The sequence below is a fragment of the Zhongshania aquimaris genome (genome assembly GCF_019312595.1).
Taxonomy (GTDB): domain Bacteria; phylum Pseudomonadota; class Gammaproteobacteria; order Pseudomonadales; family Spongiibacteraceae; genus Spongiibacter; species Spongiibacter aquimaris.
In genome coordinates, this window is record NZ_JAHWDQ010000001.1 from 1,745,173 (window position 1) to 1,765,714 (window position 20,542).

A 20,542-nucleotide genomic window follows, 5' to 3' on the forward strand; every position below is an offset into this window, starting at 1 on the left:
TCACTGTAGCGCGCTCCCTTTTTGCATCTCTCGTCTCCCGTCCAGCATCTCCCATCAAACCTTCTGATATATCTCACTTCCCAACTCTTTAAACTCTGCGGACTTTTTCTGCATTTCTAATTCCAAATCATCTGCTTCAAGTTTGGCGGCGTAATCACGCACGTCCTGAGTAATTTTCATTGAGCAGAATTTTGGTCCGCACATGGAACAGAAATGCGCGACCTTGGCAGACTCTTTGGGCAGGGTTTCATCGTGATATGAACGCGCTGTGTCCGGGTCTAAGCCGAGATTAAATTGATCTTCCCAGCGGAATTCAAAACGCGCTTTACTCAAGGCATTGTCTCGCAGCTGAGACCCCGGATGACCTTTGGCTAAATCTGCTGCGTGCGCGGCGATCTTGTAGGTGATGATGCCGGTTTTGACATCGTCTTTATTGGGCAAACCCAAGTGTTCTTTGGGGGTGACATAGCAGAGCATCGCACAGCCGTACCAGCCGATCTGGGCCGCACCAATACCAGAGGTAATGTGATCGTAGCCCGGCGCAATATCTGTCGTAAGTGGCCCAAGCGTGTAGAACGGCGCTTCGTCGCAATGCTTTAACTGCTCGGTCATATTTTCATGGATCATTTGCATGGGCACATGGCCCGGCCCTTCGATCATCACCTGCACGTCGTGCTCCCAGGCGCGCTTGGTCAATTCACCCAGGGTGCGCAACTCACCAAACTGCGCTTCGTCATTGGCATCGGCTACCGAGCCCGGACGCAGACCATCCCCCAGGGAAAATGACACATCGTAAGCCTTCATAATTTCGCAGATATCATCGAAATGGGTATAAAGAAAATTTTCTTTGTGATGTGACAAGCACCACTTCGCCATAATCGAGCCACCGCGAGATACTATGCCGGTCACCCGCTTCGCGGTCAGCGGCACGTAGCGCAACAAGACACCGGCATGGATCGTGAAATAATCCACACCCTGCTCAGCTTGCTCAATTAAAGTGTCGCGGAAAATTTCCCACGTTAAATCTTCGGCAACGCCATCCACTTTTTCAAGGGCCTGATAGATCGGCACGGTGCCAACCGGCACGGGCGAGTTGCGTACGATCCACTCGCGGGTTTCGTGAATATTCTTGCCGGTGGACAAATCCATCATGGTGTCCGCACCCCAGCGAATACCCCACGTCAATTTAGCAACTTCTTCTTCGATAGAAGAACCCAGGGCCGAGTTGCCAATATTGCCGTTCACTTTCACTAGAAAATTACGGCCAATAATCATCGGCTCTAATTCAGGGTGGTTGATATTAGCGGGAATAATAGCGCGGCCACGGGCCACTTCATCGCGTACAAATTCCGGCGTGATTTCTTTGGGAATACTAGCACCAAAAGCATTGCCGGGATGCTGATAACCCAGCTCCCCCGGCTGCTCGCCCGCTTCACGCGCCGCAACCAAAGCCATATTTTCACGGATAGCAATGTATTCCATTTCCGGCGTAACAATACCGCGGCGGGCGTAATACATTTGACTCACATTCTTGCCCGCCAGCGCGCGGCGAGGTTTGCGCTTGAGGTCGAAACGCAGCTGCTGAAGATTCAAATCTGCCGCCCGCTTGCGGCTGTATTCTGAGCTGTCGCCAACGAGCAATTCGGTATCCTGGCGGTCGAGAATCCACTGATCACGAATGGGCGCGAGACCTTTGCGAATATCGATATTTGCTTTGGGGTCAGTGTAGGCACCAGAGGTATCGTAAACTCGCACTGGCGGATTTGGCTCCAGGCGCGTGCTGCCATCGGCGGCTTGTACCGGGGTTGAGGTAAGCTTAATTTCGCGCATCGGCACCTGAATGTCGGCGCGACTTCCCTGCATATAAATTTTTGAGGAACCCGGTAAGGGCTCTACCGAAGCAGCATCAACTTTGGCGGTATCGCGCAATAATGGATATTCAGATGAACTCATATTCTTTCCCCTTTTTGCCAAAACGCGCGCATCGTTAAGCAATAGCGTTGAACGATAACGCCAAATAGGGATTAGATCGGCTCTAGGATTACCACGACGCAGGGAAAGCCCTGCAGAGAAGATCTTGTTTCCTACGCTGGCATTATCCAGATCAGGTAATACGGGATTCGAAAAACGATCTCAGCCTATGCGCTTACGCGCGGGCACCCCGACAAGAGTTAAGAAGTGTAGACGCTAAAAATACGAATAACAAGCCAGTACGCGTATTGATTTCGCCAAAAATATAAAAACCTAATTTATAAAGTCGCTACTTATAAAGTCACTATCACCGCCCCCGCCACCGCGAGCGCCTTCGCACGGGCCTCTTCAATATCTGCACCGCGGGCTAAACCTACCCCCATGCGACGCTTACCACTCACCTCCGGTTTACCGAATAAACGCAGCTGGGTATCTGGCACCTCTAAAGCGTATTCGAGATTGCCAAACGACACGCGCTTGGATTCACCCTCGACCAATATTACCGCCGAAGCAGAGGGACCACATTGCTGAATATTGGGAATCGGCAAGCCGAGAATGGCGCGAGCGTGCAGGGCAAATTCGGATAGATCTTGGGAGATAAGCGTCACTAAGCCAGTGTCATGAGGCCGCGGCGACACTTCACTGAATATAACGTCGTCGCCTTTTACAAATAGTTCAACACCAAATAAACCCCAGCCACCGAGGGCTGTGGTTACCTGCTTAGCGATGTCTTGTGAACGCTGCAGTGCTTTTTCAGACATCGGCTGTGGCTGCCACGACTCCTGATAATCGCCGTCTTTTTGCAAGTGGCCGATGGGCGCGCAATAGCTTGTCGCGGTATCTTCGCTGCCACCGCGATGACGAATTGTTAACAGGGTAATTTCGTAGTCAAAATCAACAAAGCCTTCGACGATAACCCGGCCAGCGCCTGCTCGCCCACCTTCCTGCGCATAGCTCCAGGCGGCGTCAACTTCCGTCAATCGTCTTACTAAACTTTGCCCCTTACCCGACGAACTCATAATGGGTTTCACTACACAGGGCAAACCAATCTCGGCGATAGCGGCGTCGAATTCGTCTTTGCTATCTGCAAAGCGATAGCTAGAGGTGGGTAATTCCAGCTTTTCTGCCACCAGGCGACGGATGCCTTCGCGGTTCATGGTGAGCTGCGCAGCGCGGGCGGTGGGCACCACGTTAAACCCTTCACGCTCTAGTTCAACGAGGGTATCGGTGGCGATCGCTTCAATTTCCGGCACGATATAATCTGGTTTTTCTAACTCTATAATGCGGCGTAGCTCGGCACCGTCTAACATCGAAAACGTGTAACTGCGATCGGCAACCTGCATCGCCGGTGCATTTTCATAGCGATCGCAGGCGATCACTTCCACACCTAGACGCTGTAGTTCAATAGCGACTTCCTTGCCAAGCTCGCCTGCGCCACAAAGTAATACCTTGCAGGCACTATTACTAAACGGAGTTCCTAAAGTGACCATAATATTCCTCGTGAAATTTCACTCGCTATCGAGTTTATCAGCTCAAAACAAAGCACAGCTGCAATACTAAAAATGCATAAACACCGGCGAGTACATCGTCAATCATAATCCCAAAACCGCCGTGGACTTTTGCGTCCAAAACCCGGATCGGCCAAGGCTTCCAAATATCAAATAAACGAAATAGCGCGAAACCGAGGGCTATCCAAAATATATTCACAGGGACTAAAAATAAAGCAATCCACAAGCCGACAAACTCATCCCAAACGATGCCGCCGTGATCGTGAACACCTAATGCTTTTGCTGTTTCGCCACAAAAATATACGCCTGCTGCGAACGCTAAAATTAATACAATGATATAATTTGCCGGCGATAAAAATTGCAACACATACCAAAATGGCAGCGCCGCAAGCGTACCGAAGGTTCCCGGTGCCTTTGTCGCTAAACCGCTGCCAAATCCGACAGAAAGTAAGTGCACGGGATTTTTTAATAATGTCACTGGAATTTTTGTTGCCATATTTTATGTAAGCCAGTTTTAAAAATGTTGGTAGCCACCGCGAGGTGAATACAAATTTTGTTGCGCGTCATAGCAACGCAAACCACTGCCAGCCTCGATATAACCAACTTCGGTAAGCGCCAAATTCAAGCTCGCACTTAAGACCTCAACGTCCGCACGGCGCGATGCCGGCACGGTAAAGCACAACTCATAATCATCGCCGCCACTGAGTGCAGAATCAATCGCGCCACCGTGTTTTATCAGCGCCGCTGACAGTGGCAGATCTTGCAGCCGCAGTACAGCCGCAACACCGCTCGCTTTTAAAATATGGCTTAAGTCTGCAACGAGGCCATCTGAAACATCGATGGCTGCAGTAGCGAGATTTCGCAGTTTTTGCCCTAGTGCTAAACGCGGTGCAGGAGTGTGATAGCGCCTTAGAAGCTCGCGCTGGTGAGGCTGTAAGTCAGAGGACTGCGTATCTAAAAAGGCCAAGGCCGCGTTGGCATCACCCAGGTTGCCCGACACAAAAACAATATCGCCAAGCTGCGCGCCATTTCGCAATAATGCTTGCCCAGAAGGCGCCGAACCCATTACTTGAAAACTCATGCACAGTGGCCCACGGGTGGTATCGCCACCTACCAAAACCACCGCATATTCACTGGCGGCCTCTGCCAATGCTGCAGAAAATTCCGCCAGCCAAACTTCGTCAACCTCTGGCAGTGTTAGCGCCAAGGTAAACGCTAGTGGAGTCGCTCCACTGGCAGCCAAATCGCTCACACACACAGCAAGTGCTCGTCGCGCGAGCAAGGCGGGAGCATAGCTCTTTGGAAAATGAACCGTTTCAACTAAGGTGTCGACCGAAAGCAGCAGCTCTTCACCGGCGGGAATGGCTAGCACTGCACAATCATCGCCAATACCACAGCGAATTGCGTTTGCGTTAGCGCCGGAAATTTGTCCGGCACCTTCGCGAAAATAACGGTGAATTATATCGAATTCAGATGCCGGCATAAGGTTGTTCGTCGCAGATTATTCTGCGTTTTTCGGCGCGCTAGGCTTAGCGGTCTTGCCCTTTTCTGCAGCCACTTCAACCGCGCGACACTCCACCGCAACCCGGTCTAGCACGCCATTTAGATAGCGGTAACCATCGGTGGCGCCAAAACGCTTACCCAAATTAATAGTTTCATTGATGGCGACTTTATAGGGCACATCAATACGACGCAGAAGCTCATAGGAACCCATGCGCAACAAGCACAACTCAATAGGATCCAAGTCTGTTAATTTTCGATCTAAATGCTTTTCGAACAGACCATGCAATGCTGTTAGCTGTGCAGGAATATTATGCACAAGGTCGTGGAAAAACTCTTTGTCTACATGGGTCATGTCGTAGTCAGTTTGAAACTGGGCTTCGATTTCATTTAAGGCCTGACCAGCCATATGCCATTGATACAATGCCTGCATAGCATAATGACGCGCTTTGCGTCGGTCTGCCGCCAACTGATTACGGGATGGGTTCTCAAGACGATTAGCCACAAAATATTCTCATGCTAGTGGTTAAAACCACAAATAAAAAACCGTGCAAGCGCGTGAAGGCTGCACGAAACAATGCTGAGCACACGCTCAATGTTTTAAAACAATTACAACTGCTTGAGGAGGCTAACCATTTCAATGGCTGACATCGCCGCCTCTTCGCCTTTATTTCCAGCCTTGGTGCCGGCGCGCTCTACTGCCTGCTCAATGGTATCGACGGTCAGCACACCAAACGCCACCGGCACGCCATATTGCATTGTCACCTGTGCCAAGCCTTTTACGCACTCGCCCGCGACATATTCAAAATGCGGGGTACCGCCGCGAATGACAGCGCCAAGCGCAATAATGGCATCGTAATTTTTACTGTCCGCAACCTTTTGGCAAACCAGCGGAATCTCAAAGGCGCCCGGTGCACGAACAATAGTAATATTGTCATCTGCAACACCGTGACGACGCAGTGTGTCTAAGGCACCTTCTAATAAACTTTCAACAACAAAGCTATTCCAGCGACCAACCACGATCGCAAACTTTCCAGCTACCGCGACGAAATTACCTTCGATGGTTTTCATATCTACTTTCCTTTCCATTTTGCAGCTACTTCACTCACGTGATGTATACCGTCATTAAGCACTTATATTATCTGGGCTAACAAATTCCACCACTTCCAGATCGAAACCCGAGATCGCATTATATTTTACCGGCGCGCCCATCAAACGAATTTTTCCAACGCCAACATCACGGAGGATCTGCGAGCCCAAACCAACATTAAAGTAGGTCGTTTGATACTGCACACTATCTCCCTGCAAAGGCGATTTAGTGCCCTGTGCGATTCCCAGCTCCGCCAGAATCGACTCAGGTGTTTCGCGGTTGGCCAGTAGCACCACCACGCCACCGTGGGCAGCGATTGTTTCTAAGCTGCGGTGCATATTCCAACCGGTGGTTGAACCCGGTGGCTGGGTTTGCAAAAGGTCGCGAACTGACGAACCTAGGTGTACACGCGCTAAGGTCGGCGTGTCAGAACTAATGTCGCCCTTCTGTACCGCGAAATGGATTTCACCGGCCACAGAATCTTTATAGGCATGCAGAACAAAATCGCCAAAGTCGGTGGAAATGGTCGCGCTGCTAATTTTATCAATGGTTTGCTCATTCAACACCTGATAGTGAATCAGATCGGCAATGGTGCCCATTTTTAAATCGTGTTCAGCAGCGAAGATTTCCAAATCGGCGCGGCGCGCCATGGTGCCGTCTTCATTCATAATTTCGCAAATCACGCCAGTTGCCTCAAACCCCGCTAACCGCGATAAATCGCAGGCAGCTTCGGTATGACCGGCGCGGCTCAACACCCCACCCGGCTCAGACATCAGCGGAAAAATATGGCCGGGCTGAACGATATCGGCTGCCACCGCATTACGCGCCGCAGCGGTTCTTACAGTATGGGCTCGGTCAGCGGCAGAGATCCCTGTTGTCACGCCCTTGGTCGCTTCAATCGACAGGGTAAACTTGGTGCCAAAGCCTGAGGCGTTGCGGTCTACCATGAGCGGCAGAGCTAGCTGTTTGCAGCGCTCGCGGGTCATCGGCATACAAATTAGTCCGCGGCCATATTTAGCCATGAAGTTAATATCTTGTGGACGCACGCATTCCGCCGCCATCACGAGATCACCTTCATTTTCGCGATCTTCGTCGTCCATTAAAATAACCATCTTACCCAGGCGGATATCCTGAATTAGATCTTCTATTTTGCTCATTGCCATAATACTGTCCTAGCTCGTCGAGACGATTGGCGGCGACTATTTCCGCGTCTTTATAAATCCATTGTCGGCCAAAGTGGCCATAGAAAGTCCCGCAGGCTTATCCGCCTGCAGTAAGCGCTCAAGATATCGCGCCACCATATCGACTTCCAAATTAACTTCCGTACCGACACCGTAGTTTTGAATGATCGTTTCGGTCGCGGTGTGCGGCACAATATTTAATTCAAAACTGCTAGCCTCAACTCGGTTAACTGTCAGGCTAACACCATCTACACAAATCGAGCCCTTGCTCGCAATATAGCGGGCCAACTCACTTGGCGCCTGAATACTTAAGCGAAGTGAACGGGCGTCTTTGTGGCAAGCTGCCACCCGTCCCACACCGTCGATATGCCCACTGACGATGTGTCCGTCAAAACGGCTACCCACCAACATTGCGCGCTCTAAATTTAAAGATTGACCAACAACAGCCTTTGCAAAGGTACTGAGTGAGAGTGTCTCATTAGAGACGTCCGCCCAAAAACCATCGCTTTCGATAGCAACCACGGTCAAACACACGCCGTTGCTCGCGATACTGTCGCCCAATTTCACATCGGTCATTGGCAGGCTAGCGCAGCTAATCCGTAGACGCATATCACCACCGCGCTTTTCAATCGCGGCGATACTACCTTGCGTCTCTACAATACCGGTGAACATTTACGCCTGCTCCAAGCCATTGTGCTGGGCTTTTGGTACGCGGCATTGAATACGCCAATCTTTACCCACCGCGCGGATATCAATGATATCAACAGCCTGTTGCTCTTGCATCGCGGTCATCGGCCAGTCGACCAATGGCCGGCCACTACTCCCCATTAAACACGGGGCCATATACACAAACCAATCATCCACCAAGCCCGCGCGAAGTGCAGCGCCAGCTAACACCGCCCCGGCCTCAAGTAATACTTCATTACAACCGCGATCCGCCAAGTAACGCATCAATGCGGGCAAGCTGACCTTGCCGCCGCCATCATCCTCAATGACTACAATCTTAGCACCCGCCGCCATTAGCGCTTTGTGCTTGGCAATGTCCGTCACTCGCGTTGCGATTAACACCTCGCCACCGCCAGCCAACAACTTAGCTGTTGGCGGCGTGCGCAGCGAAGAGTCGACAATCACACGAAGTGGCTGACGCCATTGACCGTCAAGTGCCTGGGCCGACACATCCTCTATTGAAAAACTGTCTGCCCTAACCGTCAGCGCGGCGTCGTCGTGCAGAATAGTTTCTACACCGCTCAAAATCGCGCAGCTTTGGGCCCGCAATTTCTGCACATCGACTCTGGCCTCAGGGCCGGTAATCCACTGGCTTTCACCGGATGCCATAGCGGTTCTACCATCGATACTACTGGCCGACTTTAAACGCAGCCACGGCAGGCCACCGCGCATGCGACGCATAAAACCAGGGTTTAGCGCTTCGGCCTGCACGGCCATTAAACCCACATCAACATGAATACCCGCCTCTCGCAGACGGGTAATTCCTCGGCCGGCGACTAAGGGGTTGGGGTCTTCCATCGCCACGACAACGCGGCTCACTCCGGCATTAATAAGTGTATCCGCGCAGGGCGGCGTTCGACCTTGATGACTGCAGGGTTCCAGCGTGACGTAAGCGGTAGCGCCCTTAGCGTCACTCAATTGCGCCAAGGCGTTCACCTCGGCATGACCTTCGCCGGCTCGCTGATGCCAGCCCTGCGATATCAGCTGACCGTCGCGACAAATAACACAGCCAACGCGGGGATTTGGACTCGTTGAATAGCGACCGCGCTCAGCTAAACGCAGCGCCTCAGCCATCATCCGCAGGTCGACATCGCTAAAGCTCATAACTACTCGTTAAATCCAGAGCGGGGTTCTGCCGACAGGCGGTCAATTTCAGCCCGGAATTCATCCAAGTCCTGGAAGCTTCGATATACAGAGGCAAATCGCACATACGCAACGTGATCTAAGGCCTTCAGGGCTTCCATAACCTGCTCCCCCACGTCGCGACTGTCGATCTCGCGCTCACCGGTCGCCTGCAAGCGACGCTTAATGCCGCTAATCTCAGCTTCGATATGCTCAACACTGACCGGCCGCTTTTCTAGTGCTTTTAACACCCCCGAGCGCAATTTGGCTTCGTCAAAAGGCTCTCGTGAGCCGTCAGTTTTGATGATTTTTGGCATCAATAGCTCAGCACTTTCGTAGGTGGTAAACCGTTCCGAACAAGAAAGGCACTCGCGACGACGGCGAACCTGTCCGCCTTCCGCCACTAAGCGCGAATCGATTACTTTGGTATCGTCAAAATTGCAAAACGGGCAGCGCATGAATATGCCTCAAGGGCTGGAGATATTGCTGAAGTCTAGCATATAGCGGGAGACGCTTGATGGGAGACGGTAGACGCAAAGCGTTTGCGGCGCTTATCGCGCCGTGATCTTAGCGTTTCCCGTCTCCCGTCCAGCATCAAGCGTAAACAGGATAACGCTTACAAATTTCCAGCACTTTCGCTTTCACTTCGTTGATTTTGGCAGTGGCATCGCCTGCTTCCAGCGCTTCCAACACATCGCACATCCAATTCGCCAACTCGATACACTCGGCTTCTTTAAAACCACGGGTGGTGACTGCTGGCGTACCAACGCGCAAACCGCTGGTGATGAACGGCGAGCGCGGGTCATTTGGTACCGCATTTTTGTTCACGGTGATGTTGGCCGCACCCAGCGCCGCATCGGCATCTTTACCGGTGTAAGACTTACCGATCAGATCAACTAGCATCAGGTGGTTTTCAGTACCGCCAGAGACGATATTAATACCGCGCTCAATGAAGGTCTTAGCCATTGCCTTAGCATTGCTCACTACCTGCTTTTGGTAGACCACATACTCAGGCGCCATCGCTTCTTTAAAGCTAACAGCCTTAGCGGCGATCACGTGCATCAAGGGGCCGCCCTGACCACCGGGGAATACCGCCGAATTTAGCTTCTTCTCGATTTCTTCATTGGCCTTAGCCAAGATCAAACCGCCACGCGGGCCGCGCAGGGTTTTGTGAGTTGTCGTGGTGACAACATCTGCGTAGGGCATTGGGTTGGGGTAGACACCCGCTGCAACCAAGCCGGCCACGTGTGCCATATCAACCATGAGATAAGCGCCAACCATGTCGGCGATTTCACGGAATCTAGCCCAGTCAACAATACCTGAGTACGCTGAGAAACCGGCGACAATCATTTTTGGCTTGTGCTCAAGGGCCAGAGCCTCAACCTGGGCGTAATCGATCTCGCCGGTATCGTTGTTCAAACCGTACTGAACCGCGTTATAGGTTTTACCTGAGAAATTGGGTTTGGCACCGTGGGTTAAGTGACCGCCAGCATCCAAACTCATCCCTAATACTGTCTCACCCGGCAATACCAGCGCTTGGTAAACCGCGCCATTGGCCTGTGAACCTGAGTGGGGCTGCACATTGGCGTAATCTGCACCAAACAGCTTTTTTGCACGTTCAATGGCCAGTGTTTCAGCCTTATCAACGTATTCACAACCACCGTAGTAACGCTTGCCAGGATAACCTTCAGCGTACTTGTTAGTCAGAACCGTACCCTGCGCCTGCATGACGGCGGGACTGGTGTAGTTTTCAGAAGCGATCAGCTCGATATGCTCTTCCTGACGCACCTCTTCTTCTTGGATCGCAGACCAGATTTCGTCGTCGAAACCGGCAATTGTCATCTCTTTGCTAAACATCACTACCCCCGAGGTATACACAGGCTTTGAAAAGCCGCGCATTGTACAATAAATGTGCGCTTTCGGCACCGTTTAATGGCATCCTCCGCGCCCTCAAAATAAATTTTTATCCGCATCGCTACTGGCTCGACAAAACATTGCGGAACCGCCCAGCTTTCGGTACCTTTCCGTCTATTTAATCGTCGTCGAGCCTCGGCGACACAGTGCTTTGTCAGGAGTCAGCATGGCGCAATTCGTCTTTACCATGAACCGCGTGAGCAAGGTTGTACCGCCCAAACGCGAAATTCTGCACGATATTTCTCTGTCGTTCTTCCCCGGCGCCAAAATTGGCGTACTCGGCCTAAACGGCTCTGGTAAATCTACCCTTCTAAAAATCATGGCCGGTCTCGATACCGAATTTAATGGCGAAGCGCGGCCCCAGCCCGGCACCAAAATCGGCTACCTTTCACAGGAGCCACCGCTAGACCCGAGCAAAGATGTTCGCGGCAACGTCGAAGAAGGTGTCGCCGAGGCCAAGAATGCACTGACCGAACTCGACCAAGTGTATGCGGCCTATGCCGAACCCGATGCGGACTTCGATGCCCTGGCAAAACGTCAGGCGCAACTGGAAGACATTATTCAAGCCACCGACGCCCACAACCTTGATCACAAGCTCGAAGTCGCTGCTGACGCCCTGCGCTTGCCACCATGGGATGCAGACGTAACAACCCTTTCAGGTGGTGAGCGCCGCCGTGTTGCGCTGTGTCAATTGTTGCTCTCCAACCCCGACATGTTATTGCTCGACGAGCCAACCAACCACTTGGACGCAGAATCAGTACATTGGCTGGAACGCTTTTTATGTGACTTCCCCGGCACAGTGGTAGCCATAACCCATGACCGTTATTTCCTCGACAACGCCGCCGGCTGGATTCTGGAACTGGATCGCGGTCGCGGCATTCCCTACGAGGGCAATTATTCTGACTGGCTAGAAGCCAAGGATGCCCGCCTGGCGCAAGAGGCCAAAGCAGATGCATCTCGCAAAAAGACCATCGCCACCGAACTGGAGTGGGTGCGCAGCAACGCCAAGGGGCGCCAAAGTAAGAGCAAGGCGCGCTTAGCCCGCTTTGAAGAAATGAATTCGCAGGAATTCCAAAACCGCAGCGAAACCAATGAAATTTATATTCCACCAGGACCGCGCTTGGGCGACAAAGTCATCGAGGTCAATGGAGTAAGTAAAAGCTACGGCGACCGCCTGCTCATCAACGACCTGAGCATGTCGATACCCAAGGGCGCCATTGTCGGCATTATCGGCGGTAACGGTGCAGGTAAATCGACCTTGCTGCGCATGATCACCGGCCGAGAAACCCCAGACAGCGGCACCATTGATATTGGCGATACGGTTAAGCTGGTATCGGTTGAACAGATGCGAGATGGCCTCGACGATAAAAAAACCGTTTGGGAAGCCGTGTCTGAAGGCGCCGACATATTGCGCATTGGCAGCTATGAAGTGCCATCGCGCGCCTATATTGGCCGCTTCAACTTTAAAGGTAGCGATCAGCAAAAACGCGTCGGCGAATTGTCTGGTGGTGAACGGGGCCGCTTACATTTAGCCTGCACACTCAAAGAAGGCGGCAACGTCTTACTGCTCGATGAACCCTCAAACGATTTGGACGTAGAAACCCTGCGCGCACTGGAAGACGCCCTACTCGACTTCCCCGGTTGCGCCATGGTGATCTCGCATGATCGCTGGTTCCTCGACCGTATCGCCACACATATCCTGGCCTACGAGGGCGACAGCGACATCGTGTTCTTTGAAGGTAACTACAGCGAATACCATGAAGACTTTGTTGCGCGGAAAGGGAAAAATGCGGGGCCGAAGAGGGTGAAGTATAAGAAGTTGAAGTGATGTTAAATGCTTGACGGGAGATGGGAGACGCTTTTTTGCGCGCCGCTTATTCTCTGCGTTTACCGTCTCCCATCAAGCGTCTCCCTGAATACCTACGTCATTTTCGCAACAATCCTCAGCGGTAAAAACTTCATCGCCAAGCCAACCGGCACCCAGGGCCACGCGGGTACTTTGGCCTCAGCCGGTTCTCTTTCAATCGCTTTCACCAACGCTCTGCAGCCGGTTTCCAAATCTACTCGCAAGGGTGCTTTTTTCAAATCTTTATTAATAGCCGTAAGTATAAAGCCCGGCAATATACAGCTGGCCTTTATCGGTGTACCCAATAAATCGGCGCGAATACCTTCTGTTAGCGTTCTCAGCCCCGCCTTGGTGGCAGCGTAAATATTAATGGCGCGGGGCATTCCCCGTACTGCGCTCATAGACGACATGGTGACCAAGTGACCGCTATTTTGCGCCCGAAAAATCTCCATCGCCGCTTCGCACTGGGCAAGTGCGCCGACAAAGTTTGTTTCAGCAGTGCGCCGATTTGCTTCAAAATACCCCTTGCCTAGCGACGCGCCCTTGCCCATTCCGGCATTCACAATAACGCGATCCAAACTCCCCATATCCTCTTTAAAGGCTTTGAATACGTCAAAAACCTGCGGGTAGTTGCAGACATCCAGCTCGCGAATAAATACCTTTATATTGGGATAAGCCGCCTCTAACTCGGCCTTCAGTGTTTCCATCGGCTCCATGCGCCGCGCGCATAAGGCGAGATTACACCCCTTGGCGGCGAACTCCCGCGCCATACCTTCACCAAGCCCCGAGCTAGCACCGGTGATTAATATATTTTTACGTATACTTTTTGCCATTTTAAAATTTATTCCCGCTAAAAAGGTGTGATGAGTAAACCGACAAATGTGCGTTTGCAGAAACCTCTGCCTATCGATAACTCAATAGCGCTCGATGCTTACCGTCTATATGGCTGTGCTCATTCATACTCGCCATAACGACGCCGCTCTTACCGGCCAACACTTTACTGTAGGCTGCATTCGCTAGTGTCCAGCTTAACGACAAAGCTTTTACATTATTTAAGGCCAGCAATTTCCGGCTGACAGCTGAAATAGCCCCGCCGGATGTGAATACAAATACATTGCCATTCCCACTCGCTGCAGCCTGCAATCCGCGCTCAACGCGATCACAAAACACCGACCACGTTTCACGATACTCATGATCGTGCTCACCTTCGCACCAGCGCTGCATGGCGAGGGAGAAGTGGTTCTGAAATCCAACTTTAGGGTTCTCGCCAGCCATATCTTGGACCATTTTCTCACCAACCCCAGGCAGCGACGTGTAGGCCTCTAGTATTTGCAGATGGTCGTATTCATCCCAATCGGAGTCCAATACGAAATGCTCTCCACCTTGCTGGAATGTTTCGCTCAAGCCCATCGCCGCCAAACACTGTTCTGCGGTTTGACGATGGCGTTTCATGCCACCGCAAATCACCGCACTGGGAATGATGCCTTGCTCAGCAAAATGATCACCTAAATGTCGAGACTGGCGCTGCCCAAGATCAGAGAGCTGATCGTAGTCCTCCGCTCCAAATGAGGCTTGACCGTGGCGAATTAAATACAAGGCCGGCATTAACGCTGCTCCCGAATAATTCGGCGACAGCGACGGTCGAGATACCACACAATTAACCAGAAATTTTTAAATGCGGGGTTATTGGTTTGTTTGTGATGATAGCGATAGTAGATTTGCTGAATAATGACGGCTAAACGAAACAAACCAAACACCTCGTAAAACGCCCAGTTGTTCGCATTCAAACCCATTTTTTCACAGTAGTAAGACACCACCTCTTTACGGCTTAACATCCCCGGTAGATGGGTGGGCTGACGCCGTGTGGCACGCAGTATTTTATCGTCATCGGCCTGTACCCAATACGCCAGCGCGCTACCCAAATCCATTAGTGGATCGCCAAGGGTCGCCATTTCCCAGTCGAGAATACCGAGCACCTCGGCGGGATTTTCAGGATTCAATACAACATTATCAAAACGAAAATCATTGTGAATGACGCAGGTTTGCACGTCGGTCGGCGTGTTATCTGCCAACCACGCCATCACCTTTTTAAAGCTGGGTACATTCCAGGTTTTCGATTTTTGATAGCGACCACTCCAGCCGCGCACTTGTCGCTCACAGTAACCGTCACCCTTGCCTAGTGAAGCCAGACCCGCAGATTGATAATCCACTTGATGCAGTGCCACTAATTTATCAATCACCGACAGACATAAATCGCGGGTTTGTTCAGCCGAAAGCGCCAAACCCTTGGGCATATTGGCGCGGGGGATGAGACCTTCGATGCGACGCATAACGTAAAAATCGCAATCAATAACGGCAGGATCATCACAAAACGCCAGCATCTCGGGCACAAAAGGAAATAGCGGAGCCAAGGCCGCTTGTACCTTATATTCGCGCCCCATATCGTGAGCCGATTTTGCCTTGGTGCCCTTGGGTGGACGGCGCAAAATTAGATCGTGACTTTGGTATTGCAAGCGATAGGTCCAATTAGATGCGCCACCGCTGTATTGCGTAACAATAGGCTCACCACTCAAATCTGCGATGCGTGGCTTTAACCAGGCATCTACCGCGGCAATATCTAACTCCTCCCCACTTCGCACCGTTCCCGCTACATCGATGACCGACTTGTTTTCCATTAGCAACTTAACCCTTGCGTTTATTCGTCATCATCCGCGCTGTTTGCTTCAACATCATGGCGCGATAGCGCTTAAACGGCAGCCAGCGCTTTAAACGCCAGATCGAACGCCCCTCAGGATGAGGAAGAATGTAAAACTCGCCCTTTTCAATTGAATTAAAGACCCGCCCTGCAATTTCATCTGCACCGAGCTTCGCCTTATTGACCAAGCGCTGAGTCGCAGCTTGGCTATCTGCGTCAGAGGCCCGCACTGACTCGGCAAGATTTGTTCTAAAGAAACTGGGGCACACCACCGATACATTTATATTGTCGGCATCCAGCTCTAAGGACATGGTTTCAGACAAGGCCACTACCGCGGCTTTAGTTGCGCAATACGAGGCCATTTTGGGTGGATATATTAAGCCCGCCAAGGAGGCGATATTCACAATATGTCCGCTACCCTGCTCGCGCATTAAACGCGTGAACACCTTGCAACCGCGCACGACACCGAGCAGGTTGATATTTACAATCCACTCCCAGTCATCCATGGAGAATTCGGCAATGCCACCTGCAGATGCCACGCCCGCATTGTTAATCACAATGTCCACACCACCCCAGTTACTCAGCAGCCAATCGGCCGCACTTTGCAGGGCGTGCTCCTTTGTTACATCACAATTAACATAGTGCGCCTGACCTTTGGCCTTCAACTCCGCGAGCGCTTCCGCGCCGCGCCCATCGTCAACGTCACCAATGCAAACTGAATAACCCGCATCCGCAAAGCGGTTGGCTAAAGCTCGCCCCAAGCCGGAGGCACCACCAGTGATAAAAACGCGTTTAGATCCCATTGCCCATTTTCTCCCGCAACATTTAATTTCTTATTTATATTTTGCCAATTCCATTCGAGCAATTAAGCCGCGATGCACTTCATCCGGGCCGTCAGCTAAACGCAACACCCGCGCCATCGCATACATATTCGCCAGCGGTGTGTCGTTAGATACGCCGGCACCGCCATGAATTTGGATGGCAGCGTCAACCACATCTTGCAATACATTGGGCGCAATCACTTTAATCGCGGATATTTCAGTTAGTGCAGCCAGCGCCCCCACCGAGTCAATCTTCCAAGCAGCGTAGAGCGTGAGCAGACGCGCCTGATCGATAGCGATGCGAAGATTGGCTACCCGCTCCTGATTACCGCCAAGCTTGATAAGCGGTTTTCCAAAGGCAATACGAGTGGTGCCGCGCTTAATCATTAATTCTAGCGCTTTTTCCGCCGCGCCCAAGGCGCGCATGCAATGATGAATACGACCGGGGCCCAAGCGACCCTGTGCAATCTCAAAACCGCGACCCATACCCAACACTAAATTCGTCTTTGGCACCCGCACATTCTCGAACCACACTTCACCATGCCCCTCTGGTGCATCGTAGTGGTTGAATACCGGCAGCATGCGTTTGATGGTGACGCCCGGGGTATTCATCTCTACCAAGACCATGGAATGCCGACTATGTCGGGCAGCATCGGGATTACTGACGCCCATGAAAATGCCGATTTCGCAGCGCGGGTCACCTGCGCCACTAGACCACCATTTTTTACCATTTAGGATCAGATCGTCACCATCTTCTATGATGGTCGCTTCCATATTCGTCGCGTCAGAGGACGCCACGTCCGGCTCGGTCATAAAAAATACCGAGCGAATTTCGCCCTCTAGCAGTGGTTCTAACCAGCGCTGCTTTTGCTCTTCGCTGCCATACTTCCACAACACTTCCATATTGCCGGTGTCTGGCGCGTTGCAGTTAAACACTTGTGGCGCGAGATGGGAGCGGCCCATTTCTTCCGCTAAGGGCGCGTACTCGAGGGTCGACAAACCCGCACCGCGCTCTTCGTCGGGCAAAAACAGGTTCCATAAACCCTGCTCTTTGGCTTCTTTTTTGAGGGTTTCGATTCTTGGATCCACCCGCCACCGGGTCCAGTCGCCACCACTATTACCCGCCAATATGTCAGGCATTAAATCTGCCTCTACCGGCGCGATGCGATCTTTTATAAAAGCGCGCACACGATCAATGAGTTCTTGGCAACGGGGGCTGTGACTAAAGTCCATGAATACTCTCCTGTGGTTATCCGATTAAAGATAGACCCCACCAACACATCAGTCTAATTTATTTTATAAATGACATATAATCACTACAGTGAATGTATTGGTGGGTGAGTGCTATGGATTTAAACTTATTTAAAGTCTTTGACGCGGTATACCGCGCCAACTCCCTAACCGAGGCCGCAAAAGACCTTCACATTACGCAGCCCGCAGTGAGCAACGCCCTTGCCAGACTGCGAGAGCACTTTGACGACCCGTTATTTGTGCGCCGCGGTCGCCGCATTGCGCCAACGCCGCTTGCCGACAGCATCGCCAGTGATATCGCTAACTCGCTAATAACTCTGCAGGAAAGCCTGCACAAAGGTCAGGAATTTGATCCCAGCACATCAAAACGTCAGTTCACTATCTGCATGGGCGACCCCATAGAATTTGTCGCGCTGCCAGATTTAATTACCCAATTACAGAGGCATGCGCCCGGTATTAAATTGCAAAGCCAGCGCCTGATCCGCGATCAGCTCAGTCGCCAATTAATCAGCGGCGAAGTGTCTATGGCGGTGGATATTCCACAGCCCGTCGATAACAGTATCCAGCAGCAATTTTTATTCAAAGATAATTTATGCGTACTTATGCGCCAGGACCACCCCTTAAGCGGGCAAACCCTCAGCTTGAAACAATATCTAAATGCAGGTCACATTACCGTGTCTGGCCGCAGTCGTGGTGTTGTATTAGAAGATGCCACTCTCAATCGCAAAGGCTTGAACCGGCATATTATTTTACGAGGGCAGAGCTACTACTCGGCAAGCCATATTGTCGCCACCTCAGATTTATTTCTCACTTTACCACTGCATTTAGCCCAGCGTTTCCAACAGTTTTTAGCGCTGCACACTGCGACGCTACCACTCAAAATGCCTGCATTAGAAATGATGATGTACTGGCATCGCAGCGCCAGTAACGACACCGCCCATGAGTGGCTGCGAGGCCGCATCCAAGACATTATTGCCCAAAACGCGACGCCAAAAACAAATTAAAAGCCCTAAACTCAAACCATAAAAAAAGCCGCCTGCAATAAAGCGAGACGGCTTCTAGAATTAAACGAAACGTTTAACTCAAAGGATAATGCTCAGGGTAAGGCAACTGAGCGACACCGCTATCAACGGCTGCCTGTGCAACCGCGGCAGACACTTTGCCTAATAAACGGCGATCAACTGGCTTGGGAATAATGTAGTTGGGGCCAAACGAAAGCTCCCCCACACCACAGGCATCTATAACCACCTGCGGTACATCTTCTTTTGCCAGCTCGCGAATAGCGTGGACCGCGGCAATCTTCATCTCCTCGTTGATCGCCGTTGAACGCACGTCCAAAGCACCACGGAAAATAAAGGGGAAGCCCAATACATTGTTTACCTGGTTGGGGTAATCCGAACGCCCCGTCGCCATGATTAAATCGTCACGTACCGACAACGCCAGTTCAGGCTGAATTTCCGGATCTGGATTAGAGCAGGCAAATACGATTGGCTTAGGCGCCATTGAAAGCAGCATCTCTGCGCTCAATAAATCTGCGCCTGACAAGCCGACAAATACGTCTGCATCTTTAATGGCATCACTCAGCGTGCGCGCATCGGTATCGTTCTGGAATTCTTCTTTATATTGGTTTAAACCCGCGCGCCCAGGGTAAATTACACCGCGGCGATCGATCATAAAAATATTTTTATATTGCGCACCTAAACTCACCAGCAATTTCATACAGGCAATGGCGGCGGACCCCGCACCTAAGCAAACTATTTTTGCGGTTTCAATCTTCTTGCCCTGAATCTCTAACGCGTTCAGCATGCCCGCTGCTGTCACAATAGCGGTGCCGTGCTGATCATCATGAAACACCGGTATCGGGCAGATCTCTTTTAATACGCGCTCGATCTCGAAACACTCTGGCGCTTTGATATCTTCTAAATTAATACCACCAAAAGTGATGGAGATGCGTTTAACGGTATCGATGAACGCTTGACTATCTTCCGCATCCACTTCGATATCAATCGAATCAATATCAGCGAAACGCTTAAATAATAGCGCCTTGCCTTCCATTACAGGTTTGCTGGCCAGCGGACCTAGATCACCTAGCCCCAAAATTGCTGTGCCATTTGAAATCACCGCAACGAGATTCCCCTTGCTGGTGTACTTGTAGGCGTTGAGTGGGTCTTTGGCGATTTCACGCACTGGCTCTGCGACGCCGGGGCTGTAGGCCAGCGACAAGTCATACTGAGTTTCAGCGGGCTTGGTCAACATGATGCCGATTTTGCCCGGCGTGGGGAGAGAGTGGTAATCCAGAGCCGCTTGCTTCACATCTTTGGACATTCTTTATTTCCCGATTTTAGCCTTTTCACAAAAGATGAAAACGCATTTGTAAAAGTATTCGCTCAAACAATAACTTTGTATGACAACGCCGCACTGCCGCGAGACAAGAAGATTTATGTGTTCGTCGACAACACCCGACTACCTACTTACCCAAAGCTGGCAGCGGATACATCATCGTGATTTGCACTAGCGATAAGCTCGCGCGAAATGTACCAGTCGCTACCGCGACATCTGACTTACATATTCAAACACAAACGCTGTAAACAAAAATGCCCGGTCAATTTTTTAACCAGGCACTTTCTTAGTGTGGCTGCACTCGCAGACCACCAAGCACTGCTGCGATATTACGCTTTAGTGGTACCACGGCTGCCGAAACGCTTGCGGAACTTATCAACACGGCCGCCAGTATCAAGCATTTTCTGCTTACCGGTATAGAACGGGTGACACGCTGCACATACGTCAACGTGAAGCGCTTGGCCTAAGGTAGAACGCGTTTCAAAGGCGTTACCACAGCTGCACGTTACGTTGATAGCAACATAATTCGGATGGATATCTGCTTTCATGGGTCTTTCCTCATTGGTCGCCGCCACCC

General features: G+C 51.4%; 20 protein-coding genes and 1 riboswitch. Of the genes, 2 read left to right on the forward strand and 18 right to left on the reverse strand.

Going from position 1 to position 20,542, the window contains the following annotated elements:
- Positions 1 to 54 precede the first annotated feature (54 nt).
- The 11 genes from thiC to glyA form a co-directional block, all read right to left on the reverse strand.
- Positions 55 to 1,953 carry a phosphomethylpyrimidine synthase ThiC gene (gene thiC, locus KXJ70_RS07925; RefSeq protein ID WP_219042871.1) on the reverse strand — a complete coding sequence of 633 codons (1,899 nt, stop codon included), beginning with the start codon at positions 1,951 to 1,953 and terminating at the stop codon, positions 55 to 57.
- 111 nt (positions 1,954 to 2,064) lie between these two features.
- Positions 2,065 to 2,174: riboswitch (TPP riboswitch) on the reverse strand.
- A gap of 90 nt (positions 2,175 to 2,264) precedes the next feature.
- The gene (gene purT / locus KXJ70_RS07930) at positions 2,265 to 3,461 is read right to left on the reverse strand and encodes a formate-dependent phosphoribosylglycinamide formyltransferase (RefSeq protein WP_219042872.1); all 1,197 of its coding nucleotides are present in this window, start codon (positions 3,459 to 3,461) and stop codon (positions 2,265 to 2,267) included.
- Between the two features lie 37 nt (positions 3,462 to 3,498).
- Positions 3,499 to 3,975 carry a phosphatidylglycerophosphatase A family protein gene (locus KXJ70_RS07935; RefSeq protein ID WP_219042873.1) on the reverse strand — a complete coding sequence of 159 codons (477 nt, stop codon included), beginning with the start codon at positions 3,973 to 3,975 and terminating at the stop codon, positions 3,499 to 3,501.
- 18 nt (positions 3,976 to 3,993) lie between these two features.
- Positions 3,994 to 4,962 (reverse strand): thiamine-phosphate kinase, encoded by a 969-nt coding sequence (gene thiL, locus KXJ70_RS07940; RefSeq protein ID WP_219042874.1) that lies wholly within the window; start codon positions 4,960 to 4,962, stop codon positions 3,994 to 3,996.
- An 18-nt stretch (positions 4,963 to 4,980) separates the two neighbouring features.
- Positions 4,981 to 5,484: a transcription antitermination factor NusB gene (gene nusB, locus KXJ70_RS07945; protein WP_219042875.1), complete on the reverse strand. Its 504-nt coding sequence runs from the start codon at positions 5,482 to 5,484 to the stop codon at positions 4,981 to 4,983.
- A gap of 104 nt (positions 5,485 to 5,588) precedes the next feature.
- On the reverse strand, positions 5,589 to 6,050 hold the full coding sequence (gene ribH / locus KXJ70_RS07950) for a 6,7-dimethyl-8-ribityllumazine synthase (protein WP_219042876.1): 462 nt from the start codon (positions 6,048 to 6,050) through the stop codon (positions 5,589 to 5,591).
- 54 nt (positions 6,051 to 6,104) lie between these two features.
- Positions 6,105 to 7,232 carry a bifunctional 3,4-dihydroxy-2-butanone-4-phosphate synthase/GTP cyclohydrolase II gene (gene ribBA / locus KXJ70_RS07955; protein WP_219042877.1) on the reverse strand — a complete coding sequence of 376 codons (1,128 nt, stop codon included), beginning with the start codon at positions 7,230 to 7,232 and terminating at the stop codon, positions 6,105 to 6,107.
- Between the two features lie 36 nt (positions 7,233 to 7,268).
- A complete protein-coding gene (locus KXJ70_RS07960; RefSeq protein ID WP_219042878.1) occupies positions 7,269 to 7,922 on the reverse strand; it encodes a riboflavin synthase in 654 nt (217 codons plus the stop codon).
- A complete protein-coding gene (ribD, locus tag KXJ70_RS07965) occupies positions 7,923 to 9,080 on the reverse strand; it encodes a bifunctional diaminohydroxyphosphoribosylaminopyrimidine deaminase/5-amino-6-(5-phosphoribosylamino)uracil reductase RibD (RefSeq protein ID WP_219042879.1) in 1,158 nt (385 codons plus the stop codon). It lies immediately after the preceding gene.
- Between the two features lie 2 nt (positions 9,081 to 9,082).
- Complete coding sequence (gene nrdR / locus KXJ70_RS07970; protein WP_219042880.1) at positions 9,083 to 9,556, reverse strand: transcriptional regulator NrdR; 474 nt, start codon at positions 9,554 to 9,556, stop codon at positions 9,083 to 9,085.
- A 136-nt stretch (positions 9,557 to 9,692) separates the two neighbouring features.
- Positions 9,693 to 10,955, reverse strand: coding sequence for a serine hydroxymethyltransferase (glyA, locus tag KXJ70_RS07975; RefSeq protein WP_219042881.1), 1,263 nt, complete (start codon positions 10,953 to 10,955; stop codon positions 9,693 to 9,695).
- 223 nt (positions 10,956 to 11,178) lie between these two features.
- On the opposite strand from glyA, the gene ettA reads away from it, so the two are divergent.
- Positions 11,179 to 12,840 carry an energy-dependent translational throttle protein EttA gene (gene ettA, locus KXJ70_RS07980; RefSeq protein WP_219042882.1) on the forward strand — a complete coding sequence of 554 codons (1,662 nt, stop codon included), beginning with the start codon at positions 11,179 to 11,181 and terminating at the stop codon, positions 12,838 to 12,840.
- 92 nt (positions 12,841 to 12,932) lie between these two features.
- On the opposite strand, the gene KXJ70_RS07985 is transcribed toward ettA, so the two are convergent.
- The 5 genes from KXJ70_RS07985 to KXJ70_RS08005 all read right to left on the reverse strand — a co-directional run bounded on the left by KXJ70_RS07985 (position 12,933) and on the right by KXJ70_RS08005 (position 17,607).
- Positions 12,933 to 13,691, reverse strand: coding sequence for an SDR family oxidoreductase (locus KXJ70_RS07985; protein WP_255558223.1), 759 nt, complete (start codon positions 13,689 to 13,691; stop codon positions 12,933 to 12,935).
- Positions 13,692 to 13,761: 70 nt separating this feature from the next.
- Positions 13,762 to 14,463, reverse strand: coding sequence for a histidine phosphatase family protein (locus KXJ70_RS07990; protein WP_219042883.1), 702 nt, complete (start codon positions 14,461 to 14,463; stop codon positions 13,762 to 13,764).
- Complete coding sequence (locus KXJ70_RS07995) at positions 14,463 to 15,533, reverse strand: phosphotransferase family protein (protein WP_219042884.1); 1,071 nt, start codon at positions 15,531 to 15,533, stop codon at positions 14,463 to 14,465. The genes KXJ70_RS07990 and KXJ70_RS07995 overlap by 1 nt, the downstream gene beginning before the upstream one ends.
- A gap of 7 nt (positions 15,534 to 15,540) precedes the next feature.
- Entirely contained in the window at positions 15,541 to 16,356 is an 816-nt protein-coding gene (locus tag KXJ70_RS08000) for an SDR family oxidoreductase (RefSeq protein WP_219042885.1), read from the reverse strand.
- Positions 16,357 to 16,386: 30 nt separating this feature from the next.
- Positions 16,387 to 17,607, reverse strand: a complete 1,221-nt coding sequence (locus KXJ70_RS08005; protein ID WP_219042886.1) for an acyl-CoA dehydrogenase family protein — start codon at positions 17,605 to 17,607, stop codon at positions 16,387 to 16,389.
- Positions 17,608 to 17,720: 113 nt separating this feature from the next.
- On the opposite strand from KXJ70_RS08005, the gene KXJ70_RS08010 reads away from it, so the two are divergent.
- Positions 17,721 to 18,629 carry a LysR family transcriptional regulator gene (locus KXJ70_RS08010; protein ID WP_219042887.1) on the forward strand — a complete coding sequence of 303 codons (909 nt, stop codon included), beginning with the start codon at positions 17,721 to 17,723 and terminating at the stop codon, positions 18,627 to 18,629.
- A gap of 73 nt (positions 18,630 to 18,702) precedes the next feature.
- Here KXJ70_RS08010 and KXJ70_RS08015 read toward each other — a convergent pair whose 3' ends face one another.
- Positions 18,703 to 19,950, reverse strand: a complete 1,248-nt coding sequence (locus KXJ70_RS08015) for a malic enzyme-like NAD(P)-binding protein (protein WP_219042888.1) — start codon at positions 19,948 to 19,950, stop codon at positions 18,703 to 18,705.
- A gap of 344 nt (positions 19,951 to 20,294) precedes the next feature.
- A complete protein-coding gene (gene rpmE / locus KXJ70_RS08020) occupies positions 20,295 to 20,513 on the reverse strand; it encodes a 50S ribosomal protein L31 (RefSeq protein ID WP_219042889.1) in 219 nt (72 codons plus the stop codon).
- Between the last annotated feature and the right edge of the window lie 29 nt (positions 20,514 to 20,542).

Excerpts from the sequence above, each read along its gene's own strand:
- KXJ70_RS08005 (WP_219042886.1), bottom strand. The coding sequence starts at position 17,607 with ATGGACTTTAGTCACAGCCCCCGTTGCCAAGAACTCATTGATCGTGTG.
- KXJ70_RS07960 (WP_219042878.1), bottom strand. The coding sequence starts at position 7,922 with ATGTTCACCGGTATTGTAGAGACGCAAGGTAGTATCGCCGCGATTGAA.
- ribD (WP_219042879.1), bottom strand. The coding sequence starts at position 9,080 with ATGAGCTTTAGCGATGTCGACCTGCGGATGATGGCTGAGGCGCTGCGT.
- KXJ70_RS08010 (WP_219042887.1), top strand. The coding sequence starts at position 17,721 with ATGGATTTAAACTTATTTAAAGTCTTTGACGCGGTATACCGCGCCAAC.
- ettA (WP_219042882.1), top strand. The coding sequence starts at position 11,179 with ATGGCGCAATTCGTCTTTACCATGAACCGCGTGAGCAAGGTTGTACCG.
- glyA (WP_219042881.1), bottom strand. The coding sequence starts at position 10,955 with ATGTTTAGCAAAGAGATGACAATTGCCGGTTTCGACGACGAAATCTGG.
- KXJ70_RS07995 (WP_219042884.1), bottom strand. The coding sequence starts at position 15,533 with ATGGAAAACAAGTCGGTCATCGATGTAGCGGGAACGGTGCGAAGTGGG.
- nrdR (WP_219042880.1), bottom strand. The coding sequence starts at position 9,556 with ATGCGCTGCCCGTTTTGCAATTTTGACGATACCAAAGTAATCGATTCG.
- KXJ70_RS08015 (WP_219042888.1), bottom strand. The coding sequence starts at position 19,950 with ATGTCCAAAGATGTGAAGCAAGCGGCTCTGGATTACCACTCTCTCCCC.
- KXJ70_RS07985 (WP_255558223.1), bottom strand. The coding sequence starts at position 13,691 with ATGGCAAAAAGTATACGTAAAAATATATTAATCACCGGTGCTAGCTCG.
- ribBA (WP_219042877.1), bottom strand. The coding sequence starts at position 7,232 with ATGGCAATGAGCAAAATAGAAGATCTAATTCAGGATATCCGCCTGGGT.
- ribH (WP_219042876.1), bottom strand. The coding sequence starts at position 6,050 with ATGAAAACCATCGAAGGTAATTTCGTCGCGGTAGCTGGAAAGTTTGCG.
- rpmE (WP_219042889.1), bottom strand. The coding sequence starts at position 20,513 with ATGAAAGCAGATATCCATCCGAATTATGTTGCTATCAACGTAACGTGC.
- thiC (WP_219042871.1), bottom strand. The coding sequence starts at position 1,953 with ATGAGTTCATCTGAATATCCATTATTGCGCGATACCGCCAAAGTTGAT.
- purT (WP_219042872.1), bottom strand. The coding sequence starts at position 3,461 with ATGGTCACTTTAGGAACTCCGTTTAGTAATAGTGCCTGCAAGGTATTA.
- KXJ70_RS07990 (WP_219042883.1), bottom strand. The coding sequence starts at position 14,463 with ATGCCGGCCTTGTATTTAATTCGCCACGGTCAAGCCTCATTTGGAGCG.
- KXJ70_RS08000 (WP_219042885.1), bottom strand. The coding sequence starts at position 16,356 with ATGGGATCTAAACGCGTTTTTATCACTGGTGGTGCCTCCGGCTTGGGG.
- KXJ70_RS07935 (WP_219042873.1), bottom strand. The coding sequence starts at position 3,975 with ATGGCAACAAAAATTCCAGTGACATTATTAAAAAATCCCGTGCACTTA.
- thiL (WP_219042874.1), bottom strand. The coding sequence starts at position 4,962 with ATGCCGGCATCTGAATTCGATATAATTCACCGTTATTTTCGCGAAGGT.